Origin of the sequence: Streptomyces sp. NPDC059008 (assembly GCF_042749045.1) — a bacterium.
Taxonomy (GTDB): Bacteria; Actinomycetota; Actinomycetes; order Streptomycetales; family Streptomycetaceae; genus Streptomyces.
In genome coordinates this window covers 127,236-141,706 of record NZ_JBHYJC010000021.1, presented here as the reverse complement: position 1 = coordinate 141,706, position 14,471 = coordinate 127,236, and the positions used below count along the sequence as shown (strand labels likewise).

Genomic DNA, 14,471 nt, shown 5'->3' with positions numbered 1-14,471 from the left:
CACCCACTCACGGGAGGGGACAGACCGTAGGACGAAGTCCGTAGGGCTGTCACCGCACCCGACAAACAACCGCCCGCCGCAGGCGCAACGGCGAAAAACCACCATGGCGGGACAGCCGACAACGTGGGCCGCAGCAAAGCGCAGCGAAAGGGTGGGAGGCGGGCCAAGCGCAGCGTCAGGGTCGACGAGACCCGTTGAGGCTCGGGGACAACCACCCCGGCGCCGCCGCGCGGAACGCGTCCGGAGGGAGTGTGCCAGAGCCCTCCGGGATGACGCCGAGCAGGGGGGCGCCCGCCGCGTCGGGGAGGTCTTCCAGGTTGCAGCGGGACGCCAGATCCGGCTCGGACGGCCAGCTGCCGACGACGACGCCGGGGCTGTCGAGCCCATGGGTGCGCAGCGCCAGCGCGGTCAGGGCGGTGGCGTTCAGGGTGCCCAGACCGGCCTGGACGACCACCAGGACGGGGGCCTGCGCCAGACGCGCGGCGTCGGCCAGCGTGTGGCCGTCCGCGTCGAAGCGTACGAGCAGCCCGCCGGCGCCCTCGACCAGCACCAGGTCGTGCGAGGCGTCCAGCTTCGCGGCGGCCTCGGCGATCTCGTGCGGTCGCACCGGCGGCAGACCGGCCCGCAGCGCCGCCGTCGCGGGCGCCAACGGCTCGGGGTAGCGGGCGAGTTCGAGGGTGGTGACCCGACCGGCCAGCCGCTCGACCTCCGCCGCATCGCCGGCCTCGTGCGCCGCGACGCCGGTCTGGGCCGGCTTGAGCACCGCCACCGAACGGCCCGCCGCGATCGCGGCCGCGGCGATCGCGGCCGTGGTCACGGTCTTGCCGATCTCCGTGCCCGTGCCGGACACGAACAGCACTGACATCTCTGTGTTCCTCTCAGCCCTCGCGCGCCGCCGCGCACACCGCGGCGCAAATGCGCGCCACGTCGTCGTCACCGGTGATGTACGGCGGCATGGTGTAGATCAGATCGCGGAACGGGCGCAGCCAGACGCCCTCGCGGACCGCCGCCCGGGTCGCGGCCGTCATGTCCACCGGGTGGTCGAGCTGGACGACGCCGATCGCGCCGAGCACGCGTACCTCGCGCACCCCGGGGACGTTCTCCGCCGCCGCCAGCCCGTGCCGCAGTCCGGCCTCGATCCGCTTGACCTCCTGCGCCCAGTCCTGGGACAGCAGCAGCTCGATCGAGGCGTCGGCGACGGCCGCGGCCAGCGGATTGCCCATGAAGGTGGGGCCGTGCGCCAGGACCGGCAGCTCGCCGCGCGAGATGCCGTCGGCTACGGCCGCCGTGCACAACGTCGCGGCCAGGGTGAGATATCCGCCGGTCAGCGCCTTGCCGACACACATCACATCCGGTGCGACGCCCGCGTGGTCCGCGGCGAAGAGGGCGCCCGTACGGCCGAAGCCGGTGGCGATCTCGTCGAACACGAGCAGGACGTCGTGCGCGTCGCAGGCCTCCCGCAGCACCCGCAGATACTCGGGGGAGTGGAACGACATTCCGCCCGCTCCCTGCACCACGGGCTCCACGATCACCGCCGCCAGCTCCTCGGCGTGCCGGCCGATCAGCTCGCGGAGGTGCGCCGCGTACGCCTCGTCGGGGGCGGCGTCGAAGCCGGCCGGCGGCGCGTCCGCGAAGATCTGCCGCGGCAGCACGCCCTGCCACAGCTCGTGCATGCCACCCTCCGGGTCGCATACCGACATCGGCTGCCAGGTGTCGCCGTGATAGCCGCCCCGCCAGGTCAACAGGCGCTGTTTGCGGGGCTTTCCGAGCGAGCGCCAGTACTGCAGGCACATCTTGACGGCGACCTCGACGGACACCGAACCGGAGTCGGCGAGGAAGACGTGCCGCAGCGGCTCCGGGGTGATGTCCACCAACCGCTTGGCCAGCCGCACGGCGGGCTCATGGGTGAGCCCGCCGAACATCACATGGCTCATCCGCTCCAGCTGGCCGCGTGCGGCGTCGTTGAGCACCGGGTGGTTGTAGCCGTGCACCGCCGACCACCAGGAGGACATGCCGTCGACCAACTCGTCCCGGCCCTCGGCCGGTTCGGCCAGCCGCAGCCGGACGCCGGACGCCGACTCGACCAGCAGCGGCGCGGCCCGGCCGGGCATCGGCCCGTACGGATGCCACACGTGCTGCCGGTCGAGTGCGAGCAGCTCGCGGGGAGCGAGCGGCTCAGGCATTGGGCGGCAGGTCGGTTCCGGCGCCGCGGCGGCGTACCGCCACCAGGTCGCGGCGGTTCTCGTCGGACGGCGCGGGGACGGTGGCGGCGGGGGCCGCGGCGTCGGCGTCCGCGGGCTGCGCCGGCTCCGCCTCGTCCTGCCTGCGGTGCTCGGGCAGCGTCGTGGTGTCCGTGCCCTCGACCTCGAACCCGGCGTCCTCGATCATCGCCAGATCGTCCTTGCCGGCCTGGCCCTCACTGGTCAGGTAGTCGCCGAGGAAGATGGAGTTGACCAGATGCAGGGCCAGCGGCTGCAGGGTGCGCAAGTGGACCTCGCGGCCGCCGGCCAGCCGCACCTCGATGTCCGGGCAGACGAACCGGACCATCGCCAGGATGCGCAGCGCACGCTGCGGGGTGAGGTTCCACTCCTTGGCGAGCGGGGTGCCCTCGAAGGGGATAAGGAAGTTGACGGGGACGGAGTCGGGGTCCAGGTCGCGCAGTGCGAAGACCACATCGACCAGGTCCGTGTCGCTTTCGCCCATACCGGCGATCAGGCCGGAGCAGGCGGACATGCCCGCCGCCTGGGCCTGCTGGACGGTCGAGACCCGGTCAGAGAAGTCATGCGTGGTGCAGATGTCGCCGTAGGTGGCTTCTGAGGTGTTCAGGTTGTGGTTGTACGCATCGGCGCCCGCCGCGCGCAGCCGGCCGGCCTGGCCGTCGGAGAGCAGCCCGAGGCAGGCGCACACCTCCACGCCCTCGTTCTGCTCCTTGATCGCGGAGATCGTCTCCGAGACCCGGTCCACGTCCCGGTCGGTGGGACCGCGGCCACTGGCCACCAGGCAGACCCGCTTGGCGCCGCCGGCCACTCCGGCGGCGGCCGCCTTGGAGGCCTCATCGGGCTTGAGCCAGGTGTACTTGAGGATCTCGGCCTTCGACCCCAGCCGCTGGGAGCAGTACGAGCAGTCCTCGGGGCACAGGCCCGACTTGAGGTTGACCAGATAGTTGAGCTTGACCCGCCGCCCGAACCACTGGCGGCGCACCTTTCCGGCCGCGGCCACGACATCGAGCAGTTCGTCATCGGAAGTCGCCAGCACGGCCAGCGCCTCTTCACGGGTCGGCAACTCGCGCCGCAGTCCCTTGTCCACCAACGTGTTCAGCAGGTCCATGGCGTTGATCCTGACGTACGCCACCGCCCCCGGCCAAGGAGGATTCCCACAACGAGCGGCGATCGGGGTGTGTGTATCGCCACACTGTGTGCGTGCGGAACGACCGCTAACGTCTATCGACAGCCCACAATCGAGGCCGAACGACTAAGGACGCCGATGCCGCAGGACTCCGCCCCGCCGCTGCTCCGCGGCACCCCGCCCGAGCCCCGCGCCGGGCACTCGGCCGCACCGTCCCGCAAGGCGTACCACACGGCCTTCGACTGGATCGACGCGGCACACGCCGAGCGCCAACGGGCCGGCCTCGTCCGCACCCTGCGCCCCCGGCCCGCCGACTCCCCGCTGCTCGATCTGGCCAGCAACGACTACCTGGGACTGGCCCGCCACCCCGAGGTCACCCACGGCGCGGCCGAGGCCGCGCACCGCTGGGGCGCGGGCGCGACCGGTTCGCGTCTGGTCACCGGCAGCACCGAGCTGCATGCCCTGCTGGAGGCGGAACTCGCCGCGTTCTGCGGCTTCGAGGCCGCTTTGGTGCTGTCGTCCGGCTATGCCGCGAATCTCGCAGCCGTCACCGCACTCACCGCTCCCGGCACCCTGGTCGTCTCCGACGCCGGCAACCACGCCTCCCTCATCGACGGCTGCCGCCTGTCCCGGGCCCGTACCGAAGTCGCCCCGCACGCCGATCCCGAGGCCGTACGCACCGCGCTGACCGGCCACGACGGCCGGGCGCTGGCCGTCACCGACTCGGTGTTCTCGGTCGACGGCGACGCCGCGCCGCTGCCCGCGCTCGCCGAGGCCTGCCGGACCAGCGGCGCCGCGCTGCTCGTCGACGACGCACACGGCCTCGGCGTCCTCGGCGACGGGGGCCGCGGCGCACTGTCGGCGGCCGGACTGGCCGGTGACGGCGATGTGGTGGCCACGGTGACCCTCTCCAAGTCGCTCGGTTCGCAGGGCGGTGCGGTGCTCGGCCCGGCCCGGGTGATCGAGCATCTGGTCAACACCGCCCGCTCGTTCATCTTCGACACCGGCCTCGCCCCGGCGGCGGCCGGCGGTGCGCTCGCCGCGCTACGGCTGCTGCGCCGCGAACCGCAGCGCGCCACCCGCGCCGGACAGGTCGCCCGCGGGCTGCACGGCCGGCTCACCGCGGCAGGCCTGGCGGCCGTGCGGCCGGACGCCGCGGTGGTCTCGGTGCGCGCCCCGTCGCCGGAGGCCGCGGTCCGCTGGGCCGCCGACTGCCGTGCCGCCGGCCTCGCGGTCGGCTGCTTCCGGCCGCCGTCCGTACCCGACGGGATCTCCCGGCTGCGGCTCACCGCCCGGGCGGATCTGACGGACCGCCAGATCGACCGGGCGGTCGGGACGATCGTGGCCACGGCGCCCACGGGCTGAGTCGACCGGCGGACGGTTGCCCGCGGGCCTCGCCACAGGGATCCCACGCGCCCCAAATCCGTTCTCCCGTGGCAGAGTTCACCGCATCGAGCGACAGAAATCTGTATAAGTTGGTGGATCGAGCACCACACCGGCAGCATGGGTGGCAGTCTGGCGCACAGCAGAAGTCCGAGGCCGAATCGGTGTCCCGAGCGGCATCCCCAGCACCCTGGTCAGCGGACCGGAGCCGGCCTCGGTGGGAAAGGGACGGCGTCGCGATGGCAGACCACCAAGAATCGTCACTCACCCTGCCGAGCGCCCCGGACTCGGTCGTCCTCGCCCGCCGGCACACCCTGGCGGTGCTCGCCGAATGGGGCCTTCCCGCCGACACCGAAACCGCCGACTCCGTCCGGCTGATCGTCTCCGAACTCGCCACCAACGCGGTCCAGCACACCTTCGGCCAGTCCCCGACCTTCACCGTCGAGCTGCGGCTCGACCGGGACGAGGTGCTGCGGGTCGGCGTCACGGACAGCCATCCGCGCCGGCCCCGCCGGCTGCCCGCCGCGGTCCAGCAGGACAACGGCCGGGGCATGGTCATCATCCGCTGCCTCGCGGCGGAGGCCGGCGGCCGCCTCTCGGTCGTCCCCACCGAGTGCGGTGGCAAGACGGTGTGGATCACGATGCCGTGGCAGGTCACGGTCCGCTGACAGCGCGGCGCTGCGTTGCAGGAACCTTTCGCTACGGGGTGCGGGGCCCGGCGCCACGGCTCCGACGCGGGGGCAGGTGCCCGGCGCCGCCGCGTGCCACGGTCAGGCCAGCAGCGCGGCGGCCTCCCGGCGTGCCTGGTGCAGCCAGGTCGCACGGGTCTCCTCGGCCGAGTCGGTGACAGTACGGAAGACGGCCCGGCGCACGTCGGTGACGCCCACGTACGGCAGCACGCACGCCGCCCAGATCCGGTGCAGCGGATCGCCGAACTCGCCCTCCTCGCGGTCGGCGGGGGTGTCGGAGGTGTTCAGGACGAGGGCCCGGCGGGCGTGCAGCAGCCCGGCGGGCTCCCCCTCCGGGGTACCCAGCTTGTAGGCGACGCCGGGTGCGAGCACCCGCTGCACCCAGCCCGTGAGGACCGCGGGCGGCATGCCCCACCAGTTCGGATGGATGAACACCAGGGAGTCGAGCGTGGCCACCTCCGCCCGGTGCAGTGAGACCTGCGGGTCCTGGGAGGACGGCGCCGACCCGACCGTTCCAGTCTCCTCGGGGGAGAGCAGCGGTGCGAAGCCCTCCGCGTAGAGGTCGTGTGCGAGCACCTCGCACCCGCGGTCGCCCAGCTCCGCCACGACGGCGTCGAAGAGGGCGTGGTTGAAGCTGCCCGGGCGCGGGTGGGCAAGGTACACACCGATACGCATGGTTCGTCCCCCGGTCGAGATGAGCGGTCAGCGGCCGCCGGTCCGTGGGGCTGGTCTGCCTCCGCGCCGACTCGGCCGAGCGTCATTATCCGTGAGCGGCCGAACAGGTGGGCGGTTTTCGGGATCAGGCCGTCCCTCAGCCGTCCCTCGGCCGTTTCGCGGCTGGGTCGCCGGCGTCGGCGGTCCCAGGGTGGTCGGTGCGCACCGGCCAGGCGGGGCGTTGCGGACACTACGGGGCGCTGGTGTGGCGGCTGAAGGCTCCGTGCAGCAGGGCGCGCAAGGTGTCCGCGGCGGGGGTGCCGCCGCCGGGGCGGTAGGCCACCGAGATCCGGCGGCGCAGCTCCGGCGGGTCCAGCCGGCGGACGCCCAGCGGGGTCATCGAGTCCTCCGCCATCATCTCCGGGACCACCGCCACCCCGAGTCCCGCGCTCACCAGCGCACACACCACCGCATAGCTCGGTGACTCGCAGCGCACCGCCACACTCGCCCCGGCAGCCGCCAGCGCCGCCTCCACCTCGCGCCGGTTGGGGTTCGCCGGAGCCGTGCTCACCAGCGGCTGACCGGCCAGCTCGGTCAACGGCAGCCGTCCGGAGCCCGCTGTCAGGGCATGGCCCGGCGCGGTGACCAGTACCAGCTCCTCGGTCAGCAGGGGATCCAGCAGCACCCCCTCCGGCGGCGGCATCGCCGGACCCGGCACATATTCGTGCGTCAGCGCCAGATCGACCTCGCCCAGCGCCACCGCCTCGGTGGCCTGCGGTGGTACGTACTCCGTCACGCTCAGCTCCACATCGGGGTGGGCGCGTCGGAACGAGCTGAGCGCGGGCGGCAGCAGATGGGTGCCCGCCGTCATGAACGTGCCGATCCGCAGCCGCCCGCCGGACAGCCCCGTCAGCACGGACAGCTCGTGCCGGGCCTGCTCCAGCTCGTCGAGCACCCGCCGCGCGCGTACGAGCAGCAGCTCACCGGCCGCCGTCAGCCGTGCCCCGCGATGGTGGCGTACCAGCAGTGCGGCGCCGGCCTCCCGCTCCAGCTTGGCGAGCTGCTGGGAGAGCGCGGGCGCGGTGTAGCCCAGCCGGGCGGCCGCCCGGGTGATCGAACCGGCCTCCGCCACCGCCACCAGCGCGGCCAGCCGCGTGGGGTCGTACATCACCACCTCTTTAGGCCCCCCAAGAAGATTGTCCATACCCATCAAAGGCCACGGCCGGCGAAGCTGCTCCTATGGACGGACAGCTGATCGCCTTCACCGGAGTCGCCGCGGGCATGGTCACCATGCCGGGCGCGGACTTCGCGGTCGTGGTGCGCAACGCCCTCGACTCGCGCCGGGCGGGGGTGGCGACCGCCGTCGGGGTCGCGGGCGGGCTCTTGGTGCACACCGCGCTGGTGGTCGCCGGGCTCGCCGCGGTGCTGGTCGCCGTGCCCGGTCTCTTCGGCGCCGTCCAACTCCTCGGCGGCGGATATCTGCTGTACCTGGGAGGGCGCGCGCTGATCGCGGCCCGCCGCCCGAGGGCCGCCGACGCGGAGCCGCCGGCCGGCCCGAACGCCGATGCCGCCGGCGTCGCGCCCTCCGCCGGCGCCCGTCCGGCCGTCCCGCTGGGCGCCGCGCAAGGGCTGCGCCAGGGCTTCTTGACCAACGCGCTCAATCCCAAGGCCCCCGTGCTCTTCCTCAGCCTGCTGCCGCAGTTCGTTCCGGCGGGCCAGCCGGCGCTGCCCCGTACGCTGCTGCTGGCCACGATGGTCGTGGTGATGGCGCTGGTGTGGTTCCCCGCCGTCGCACTGCTCGTCGACCGGCTGGGCACCTGGCTGCGCCGCCCGCAGGTCGCCCGTGTCCTGGAAGCCGTCACCGGCGCGCTGCTGAGCGCCCTGGGCGGCATCCTGCTCGTCGAGCTGCTGGTCGGCTGAGGGGAGCCGGCCGGTCCACGGGGGCGTGCGCGGGCCCGGCCGCGGTCCGTGTGGGCCGCCGGAGTTCAGCCGCGGCCGCCGTACGGCACCATCAGCACCTCGGCACCCACCGGGACGAACCCGGCGCCCAGTATCCCGCGCACGCTGCGGGCGTTACCGGGCGCGACCTGTGCCCACAGCAGTTCGCCGGCCGGAAGGAGATGCCGGGCGGCCCGCGCCAGCCTGCGGCCCAGACCGCGCCCCTGGCCGCCTGCCTCCACCTCGACGGCCAGCTCCCAGCGACCGGCCACACCGCGGCCGATGACCAGTGTCCCGCCGTCGGCGGTCGTCCAGGCCCGCACCTCGTCGCGGTGGCGCAGCGCGCGGGTTATCCGCGGATGGCTCCGGTCCGTCGTCTCCACCAGCTCCAGCGGCGGCGGACCGGGCAGGGCTTCGGCGACCGTCGTCATATCGATGTTGTTGGCCTCGCGCCCCACCCGCTCGCCCAGAGCGGTCAGAAACGGCGGGCTGAGCGGCCCGGCGAGATCGCCGGGCGCTATCCGCTCATGGACCCATGCGGGCTCCACGTCCGCGAACACCACGGCATGGCAGGTGAAGGACGCCACGCCGATGTCGCGCGGGGACGGCTGGGGCAGGACCGTCACCGATCCGTCCGCGGGCGGGAAGCCTCCGCGCGCCGCGGCCGTCAGCAGCTTGCTCAGTTGCCAGGTCACTCCGTCAAACTACCGAGCCCCACTGACAATTGACCAAGCGTGAGGCGAAGCCGCAGGTCAGCCCACTCGCCCATACGAGATCGCGGAGCTGAAGATCCTCGCCAGCCGCACCACGTCGCCGGTCTTGGGCGCATGCCACATCCGGTCACGGCCCGCGTAGATGCCGACGTGGTAGACGCCGCGGGCCGAGTGGAAGAACACCAGGTCCCCGCGTCTTCGGGAGGAGGCCGGGACGTGCCGGGTCTGGTCGTACTGCGCGGCGGCGCTGCGTGGCAGGGCCCGGCCGACGCGCTTGAACGAATACAGCGTCAGCCCCGAGCAGTCGAAGCGGTACGGCCCCTCCGCGCCGAACTCGTAGGGGGAGCCCTGCTTGGAGGCCGCGACCCGCACCGCATGCGCGGCGACGGACGCGGCCTCGGCGTCGGTGGTCGCCCCCGGGGCGAGGGTGGTGGCGCCGAGGGTGGCCATCGTCAGAGCGGAGACGGTGGCGGCGCGGGCCAGCAGATGCGGCGTATGCGTGCGCACGGTCATGCGCGAACCCTTCGTCAGCCGCCTGCGAAGGAAGACCTGTCGGGTTCGGGCAGGCGAAGATGCCCGGCCGTGCGTACGGCTTCACCCCAAGGAGTCCGTCGGCCGTGTTGGCCCGGACCCCGTCCTGCTCGGGTCCTCCGCTCCCGCCGGTCCACACCGTCGACCGGACATCCGGTACGGCGGCGGGATTAGGCGCCCGTCCGGACCGCCCCGTCGCTGTGGCGGGGTCTTGTCGTCGAAGGGATCGTCACGCACCCACCACCCGAATTCCGAGCTGAAAATGCCGTATGTGAGATGGGTCACATTTGGGCCGAATAGGGGGAATTGTTCCTTCAGGTGGCGGGGTGCCCGGTGTCGCGGTCCCGGGACCTGGGGCGAAACATGGGGACCGGAGGAATTCTCTCCGCCCCGCGCAATTCGTCACCTCCTCGCAAAAGCCGTGGACGCTACGCCGTCCGAGCAACCCGGGTCGGGCGTGTCGGGTCACCGCTCCCCGGGCGGCACGGCGACCAGTTGGGACCGCCGCTCGCCGTCCAGGACCCGCAGCGCCCGGCCGAGCGTGTCGTGGTGCATCTCGCTCTCGCCGCGGTTGTGCATCAGCGTCAGGGCGTCCCGCAGTCCGGCGGCCTTGCCGACGAGCGCCTGCGCGGCCCGCAGGCCGCTGTAGGTGTGGCCGCCGCGGGCCGGGTTGATGCGGCCCAGCAGATCGAGCACCTCCAGGTAACGGTCGATCAGTTCGCCCTCGGCGCGCGTGAGGGCGGGCAGTGGCGGTGGCTCCGGTGGCAGCATCCGGCTCACCGCGTGACGGGCTGGAGGGACGACTGCTTGCGGTTGCGGGTGAGCCCGTCGATCAGTCCGTACGCCTGCGCGGCCGGGGCGTCGAAGATCTTGTCGCGCTCGATGTCGGTGGCGATCCGCTCGGGGGTCTGCCCGGTGTGCCGCGCCAGCATCTCCACCAGCATGTCGCGGCCGCGCAGCATCTCCTCCGCCTGGATCTGGAGGTCGGTGGCCTGCCCCTGGATGGGTTCGCTGAGCGACGGCTGGTGGATCAGCACCCGGGCGCCGGGCAGCGCCAGCCGCTTGCCGGGGGCGCCGGCGGCCAGCAGTACCGCGGCGGCGGACGCGGCCTGCCCCAGGCAGACCGTCGCCACGTCGCACGACACGAAGCGCATCGTGTCGTAGATGGCGGTCATCGCGGTGAGGGAGCCGCCGGGGGAGTTGATGTAGAGCGAGATGTCCTGCTCCGGCGCGGCGTGTTCGAGGTGGATGAGCTGCGCCATGACGTCGTTGGCGGAGGCGTCGTCCACCGGGGTGCCCAAGAAGATGATGCGCTCGCTGAGCAGCTTGGAGTACGGGTCCATGGTGCGCGTCCCCTGTGAGGTGCGCTCGGTGAACTCGGGCAGGACGTAGCGAGCCGTGGGTCGCAGCATGACTGCTCCTCTCCTCTGTAAAAAATGTACAGGATGTACATCCCGTGAGAATGGCAGCAGGTTCTAGTGATCAAGTCAAATGCCCAGGTCAGAGGCCGTTTTGGCTGTTCGCCGAGGGCGTACGTCTCACAAATTTCTCTACGACCCCTTCGTTTGGATCACGGGTGGACCAGGGGAAGTTGCCTGCGATGTGACGTCCGGCCGGGTAGATGGTTGCGCCCTTCTCGTAGCGGGGGGCGATGCCTCGCCCCTGCTCGATGACCGGGTCCACGAGGGTCTCCACGACCGAAGTCGGACACTCAATTCGCTCGTGGCCATGGGCAGTGTCGTGTCTGGCCTCAGGACACAGATGACATGCGCCGCTGCTCGGCCTTGTCACAGTGCTGGGGCAGATCGTCTCGATGCGCCTCGCCCGGGGAGAGGTGGCCTGGGCGCAGGTGGCTCTCCTCGTCGGCGTGACCGCGGCACTCGGCACCGTCTTCGCGCTCAACTTCACGATCGGTCATCTGCGGGCCGCACGCAGGCAGGTCGAGAGGCTGGCCGTGAACCAGGAACGGGAGCGGGTCGCCCCCTGTCGCTGGACAGCGAGCTCGTCGGCGCCTGCATGGTGCTGCGTGCCGCCGGAGTACGGGCCGATCTGCCCGTCGCGACCCGACGCCGTGCGCGCCGAGCTGCGCGAGGTGTTCGGCTACGTCGTGCGGGAGGCGGTCACCAACGTGCTGCGGCACTCCGACGCCGCACTGTGCACCGTCCGCATCGGGCCCGACTGGGTCGAGGCTACCGACAACGGCGGTTACACCGGCGGGGCGTGCGCCAGGAACGGCCTCAACGAACGGCTGGCCGCAGTGTCGGGCACCCTCGAAGGCGGGTCCCGGGCGACCGGCGCGCGTCCTGCGTCGAGCTGGCCGGTCAGGGGCAGTAAGTCGAGGCGGCCTTCCGCGCCACCGTCGCCGACCGTCTCGGCAGCCTGATCGCGGACCTGCCCCAGGCCGATCACGCGCACCTGAGCCGGCTGGCCGCCGTGGAGGCCGGTGCGCGCCCCTGTAAAGCCAGATCCTCGGGTGCTGGGGCGGCGCCTCTGGCGTCGCAGGTGCGGGACAGATGGCGAGGACGACTGCGGCGGAGGCTGGGCGTCTCGATCGTGTGGGTAGTCGGCAGCGGCGTGCTCGTCGAGCTGGCGGGCTACGGAACGTGGAGAACGCGTCCTCCTCAGGTGAACAAGCGTACCGGGGCCCTATCCGTGTGGGGTGCAGCTCTTCTGGAGGGAAGTGCTGCACCCTTGTCGTTTCCCGTGAGCAGTTGGCGACAAGACGGGCAGTTCCTGCGTCGAGCGGTGTTCAGCCTGCGGTGAGCCGGCGGACCTCCATTCGGAGGCCGTGGTAGACCTGCCGCCCATGGTCATCGCCCGACCTGGTCCCGGTCAGGATGCCGGGGCGGTCAGGACGGCCTGGGCAGCCAGCCGGAGATTCCTGATCATCGGATTCGGGTCGCCCTTGCGGCTGACCAGGACGACCCGGCTGGGGGGAGCGCCCTCGACCGGGATGGTGAGGAGGTTGGGACGCAGTGAGCTACGCCGATCGCCGACCGGTAGCACGGCGATCGCCCTGCCACTCGCGACGAGTTCGAGCTTGTCCTCGTAGCTCTCGATCGGCGGCACGCCAGCCCCGAGGATCCGGTAGGAAGCCCAGTCTGCGGTCTCGAACGCGCACGGCGCCGCCTCTTCGCCGGCCAGTTCTTCCGCGGTCACCGACGCGCGGTCGGCCAAGGGATGGCCGCGCGGGACCACGAGCATCCGGGGCTCCTCGTACAGCGGGGTGGTGACCACGTCGTCGTCGGCGAGCGGCAGCGGGGCCCGCGCGATCAGGGCGTCGACGCGTTTGTCGGACAGCGCCCCGACGTCGCGGCAGCTGAGATGCCGGGTGGCGATCTCGGCGCTCGGGCAGCGGCGGCGCAATTCCCGTACGGCGGCAGTGATCACCAGGTCTTCGACGTAGCCGATGGCGATTCGTTCGGTCTGGGCTTGTTCGCGCACGACCAGCTCGGCCTGGCGGGCGGCCTGCAGCAGGGCTTGGGCTCGGGGGAGGAACGTCTGGCCGGCCGGAGTGAGCCGGGTGCCCTGGGGCGTGCGGTCCAGCAGCCGTGTGCCGAGATACTTCTCGAGCCGTTGGATCTGACGGCTCAGCGCCGGCTGGGCTACGTGCAGTTCGGCGGCGGCCCGGCCGAAGTGCTGGTGCGCCGCCACCACGGTGAAGTAGCGCACCAGCCGCAGTTCCAGGTCCTGTCCGAGATCGTTCACCCTTGCAGGGTACGCGTCATGCCGTTTCGGAATGAGCAGGTTGCCGAACCGGTCTTGGACGGCCATGCCGTCCCGGGCTTTGACTGAAGGAGCAACGTTTCCCCGAGAAAGCGACAGGCGCGATGAAGGCGATCCAGTTCCACGAAGCGGGCGGGCCGGAAGTTCTGCAGTACGACGAGGTGCCGGTTCCCGAGATCGGCCCCGGCGAGGTGCTCGTCCGGGTGCACGCGGCGGGCATCAACCCGCCGGACTGGTACCTGCGTGAGGGGATGAAGGTCATGCCGGCTGAGATGAGGCCGATGCTGGAGTTCCCCCTGATCCCTGGAACGGACATGTCGGGCGTGGTCCAGGCGGTCGCTCCGGACGTGCTGGAGTTCGCCGTCGGTGACGAGGTCTTCGGCATGCTTCGGTTCCCCGGATTCGACGGCCGGACGTACGCCGAGTACGTGGCCGCGCCGGCTTCTGACCTGGCTCACAAGCCGGCCGGTATCGACCACGTGCAGGCGGCTGGGGCGCCGATGGCCGTGCTTACGGCCTGGCAGTACCTGGTTGATCTCGGCCACGACGTGCCGTCTCCTTTCACCGGCCAGGTGCACCAGCCGGTGCCGATCACGCCAGGGATGACCGTGCTGGTCAACGGGGCCGCCGGTGGAGTGGGCCACTTCGCGGTGCAATTGGCGAAATGGAAGGGGGCGCACGTCATCGCGGTGGCCTCAAGCCGGCACGAGCAGTTCCTGCGCAAGCTCGGCGCCGATGAGTTCATCGACTACACCACGACGCAGGCCGCGGACGTGGTCAGCGGTGTCGACCTGGTGATCGACACCGTCGGCGGCCCGGACAACTCACGCTTCCTGACCGTGCTCAAGCGCGGAGGTACCATGCTTCCGGTGTTCTTCGCCCAGTACGACCCGGAAGAGACGGCGCGTCTGGACATCACCGTCTCGAACATTCAGGTGCGGTCCAACGGCCGCCAACTCGCCGAGATCGGGCGCCTGTTCGACGAGGGCAAGCTCAAGGTCGGGGTGGACAGCGCCTACCCGCTGTCCGAAGCGGTGAGCGCACACACGCGAGCCGCGCAGGGCCACATCCAAGGCAAGATCGTGCTGACGGTGGCCTCGTGATCGCCGAAGTCCAGCAGGTGACGAACTACGCCCACGCCCTGGACGAGCTGAATGTGCCCGAGCTGGAACGGTCCTGACCGAAGACACCACCTGGACGTTTACGATGCCCGGACAGGGGATGCTCGGCCCGGTCGCCGGACGCGCGGCGGTGCTCGACTTCATCCGTGACGGGCACACGGCCCAGACCGGAAGGGTGCGGCACCACCTGGGCAACGTCGTGGTCACCGAGCACCCCCTGAAGTCCAGATCGCTCGCCAGTGCGTCCCCCGCCGAGGCCAGGCCGAAGACGTCGCCGCCGCCATCGCCTTCCTTGCCGGCCCGCCCGCGTCGTTCATCACCGGCCAGTCGTTGCACATCGACGGCGGCTGGCTCCTCCACTGACCCAACCC

General features: G+C 71.7%; 15 protein-coding genes, 1 pseudogene and 1 riboswitch. Of the genes and pseudogenes, 6 read left to right on the top strand and 10 right to left on the bottom strand.

Going from position 1 to position 14,471, the window contains the following annotated elements:
- Window positions 1–175: 175 nt before the first annotated feature.
- The 3 genes from bioD to bioB are packed head-to-tail and all read right to left on the bottom strand — an operon-like array spanning window position 176 to window position 3,327.
- A complete protein-coding gene (bioD, locus tag ACFWZH_RS24410) occupies window positions 176–865 on the bottom strand; it encodes a dethiobiotin synthase (RefSeq protein ID WP_384434939.1) in 690 nt (229 codons plus the stop codon).
- A gap of 13 nt (window positions 866–878) precedes the next feature.
- Window positions 879–2,183 (bottom strand): adenosylmethionine--8-amino-7-oxononanoate transaminase, encoded by a 1,305-nt coding sequence (locus ACFWZH_RS24405; RefSeq protein ID WP_384434937.1) that lies wholly within the window; start codon window positions 2,181–2,183, stop codon window positions 879–881.
- The gene (gene bioB / locus ACFWZH_RS24400; protein WP_384434934.1) at window positions 2,176–3,327 is read right to left on the bottom strand and encodes a biotin synthase BioB; all 1,152 of its coding nucleotides are present in this window, start codon (window positions 3,325–3,327) and stop codon (window positions 2,176–2,178) included. Before bioB ends, ACFWZH_RS24405 begins: the two co-directional genes overlap by 8 nt.
- 156 nt (window positions 3,328–3,483) lie before the next feature.
- On the opposite strand from bioB, the gene ACFWZH_RS24395 reads away from it, so the two are divergent.
- Together ACFWZH_RS24395 and ACFWZH_RS24390 are read left to right on the top strand one after the other, a co-directional pair.
- Window positions 3,484–4,710 carry an 8-amino-7-oxononanoate synthase gene (locus ACFWZH_RS24395; RefSeq protein WP_384434931.1) on the top strand — a complete coding sequence of 409 codons (1,227 nt, stop codon included), beginning with the start codon at window positions 3,484–3,486 and terminating at the stop codon, window positions 4,708–4,710.
- A gap of 257 nt (window positions 4,711–4,967) precedes the next feature.
- Window positions 4,968–5,396 carry an ATP-binding protein gene (locus ACFWZH_RS24390; RefSeq protein WP_384434928.1) on the top strand — a complete coding sequence of 143 codons (429 nt, stop codon included), beginning with the start codon at window positions 4,968–4,970 and terminating at the stop codon, window positions 5,394–5,396.
- 102 nt (window positions 5,397–5,498) lie between these two features.
- Here ACFWZH_RS24390 and ACFWZH_RS24385 read toward each other — a convergent pair whose 3' ends face one another.
- Window positions 5,499–6,092 (bottom strand): NAD(P)H-dependent oxidoreductase, encoded by a 594-nt coding sequence (locus ACFWZH_RS24385; protein WP_384434925.1) that lies wholly within the window; start codon window positions 6,090–6,092, stop codon window positions 5,499–5,501.
- A gap of 229 nt (window positions 6,093–6,321) precedes the next feature.
- The gene (locus ACFWZH_RS24380) at window positions 6,322–7,239 is read right to left on the bottom strand and encodes a LysR family transcriptional regulator (protein WP_384434922.1); all 918 of its coding nucleotides are present in this window, start codon (window positions 7,237–7,239) and stop codon (window positions 6,322–6,324) included.
- Window positions 7,240–7,310: 71 nt separating this feature from the next.
- Here ACFWZH_RS24380 and ACFWZH_RS24375 point away from each other — a divergent pair, with 71 nt between their 5' ends.
- Window positions 7,311–7,991: a LysE family translocator gene (locus tag ACFWZH_RS24375; protein ID WP_384434919.1), complete on the top strand. Its 681-nt coding sequence runs from the start codon at window positions 7,311–7,313 to the stop codon at window positions 7,989–7,991.
- Between the two features lie 65 nt (window positions 7,992–8,056).
- Here the strand turns inward: ACFWZH_RS24375 and ACFWZH_RS24370 are convergent, their stop codons facing one another.
- The 4 genes from ACFWZH_RS24370 to ACFWZH_RS24355 all read right to left on the bottom strand — a co-directional run bounded on the left by ACFWZH_RS24370 (window position 8,057) and on the right by ACFWZH_RS24355 (window position 10,665).
- Window positions 8,057–8,704, bottom strand: coding sequence for a GNAT family N-acetyltransferase (locus ACFWZH_RS24370; RefSeq protein WP_384434917.1), 648 nt, complete (start codon window positions 8,702–8,704; stop codon window positions 8,057–8,059).
- 57 nt (window positions 8,705–8,761) lie between these two features.
- Window positions 8,762–9,235, bottom strand: a complete 474-nt coding sequence (locus tag ACFWZH_RS24365; protein WP_384434914.1) for a C40 family peptidase — start codon at window positions 9,233–9,235, stop codon at window positions 8,762–8,764.
- A 4-nt stretch (window positions 9,236–9,239) separates the two neighbouring features.
- Window positions 9,240–9,440: riboswitch (cyclic di-AMP (ydaO/yuaA leader) on the bottom strand.
- Window positions 9,441–9,718: 278 nt separating this feature from the next.
- A complete protein-coding gene (locus ACFWZH_RS24360) occupies window positions 9,719–10,024 on the bottom strand; it encodes a hypothetical protein (RefSeq protein WP_384434912.1) in 306 nt (101 codons plus the stop codon).
- Window positions 10,025–10,029: 5 nt separating this feature from the next.
- Window positions 10,030–10,665: an ATP-dependent Clp protease proteolytic subunit gene (locus tag ACFWZH_RS24355; RefSeq protein WP_384434909.1), complete on the bottom strand. Its 636-nt coding sequence runs from the start codon at window positions 10,663–10,665 to the stop codon at window positions 10,030–10,032.
- A gap of 380 nt (window positions 10,666–11,045) precedes the next feature.
- On the opposite strand from ACFWZH_RS24355, the gene ACFWZH_RS24350 reads away from it, so the two are divergent.
- Window positions 11,046–11,636 (top strand): hypothetical protein, encoded by a 591-nt coding sequence (locus ACFWZH_RS24350; RefSeq protein WP_384434907.1) that lies wholly within the window; start codon window positions 11,046–11,048, stop codon window positions 11,634–11,636.
- Between the two features lie 449 nt (window positions 11,637–12,085).
- Here ACFWZH_RS24350 and ACFWZH_RS24345 read toward each other — a convergent pair whose 3' ends face one another.
- On the bottom strand, window positions 12,086–12,961 hold the full coding sequence (locus ACFWZH_RS24345) for a LysR family transcriptional regulator (RefSeq protein ID WP_384434904.1): 876 nt from the start codon (window positions 12,959–12,961) through the stop codon (window positions 12,086–12,088).
- A 122-nt stretch (window positions 12,962–13,083) separates the two neighbouring features.
- On the opposite strand from ACFWZH_RS24345, the gene ACFWZH_RS24340 reads away from it, so the two are divergent.
- Both ACFWZH_RS24340 and ACFWZH_RS24335 read left to right on the top strand, forming a co-directional pair.
- Window positions 13,084–14,082, top strand: coding sequence for an NADP-dependent oxidoreductase (locus ACFWZH_RS24340; RefSeq protein ID WP_384434901.1), 999 nt, complete (start codon window positions 13,084–13,086; stop codon window positions 14,080–14,082).
- A gap of 243 nt (window positions 14,083–14,325) precedes the next feature.
- Window positions 14,326–14,463, top strand: a pseudogene (locus ACFWZH_RS24335) (SDR family oxidoreductase); the annotation flags it as partial.
- Between the last annotated feature and the right edge of the window lie 8 nt (window positions 14,464–14,471).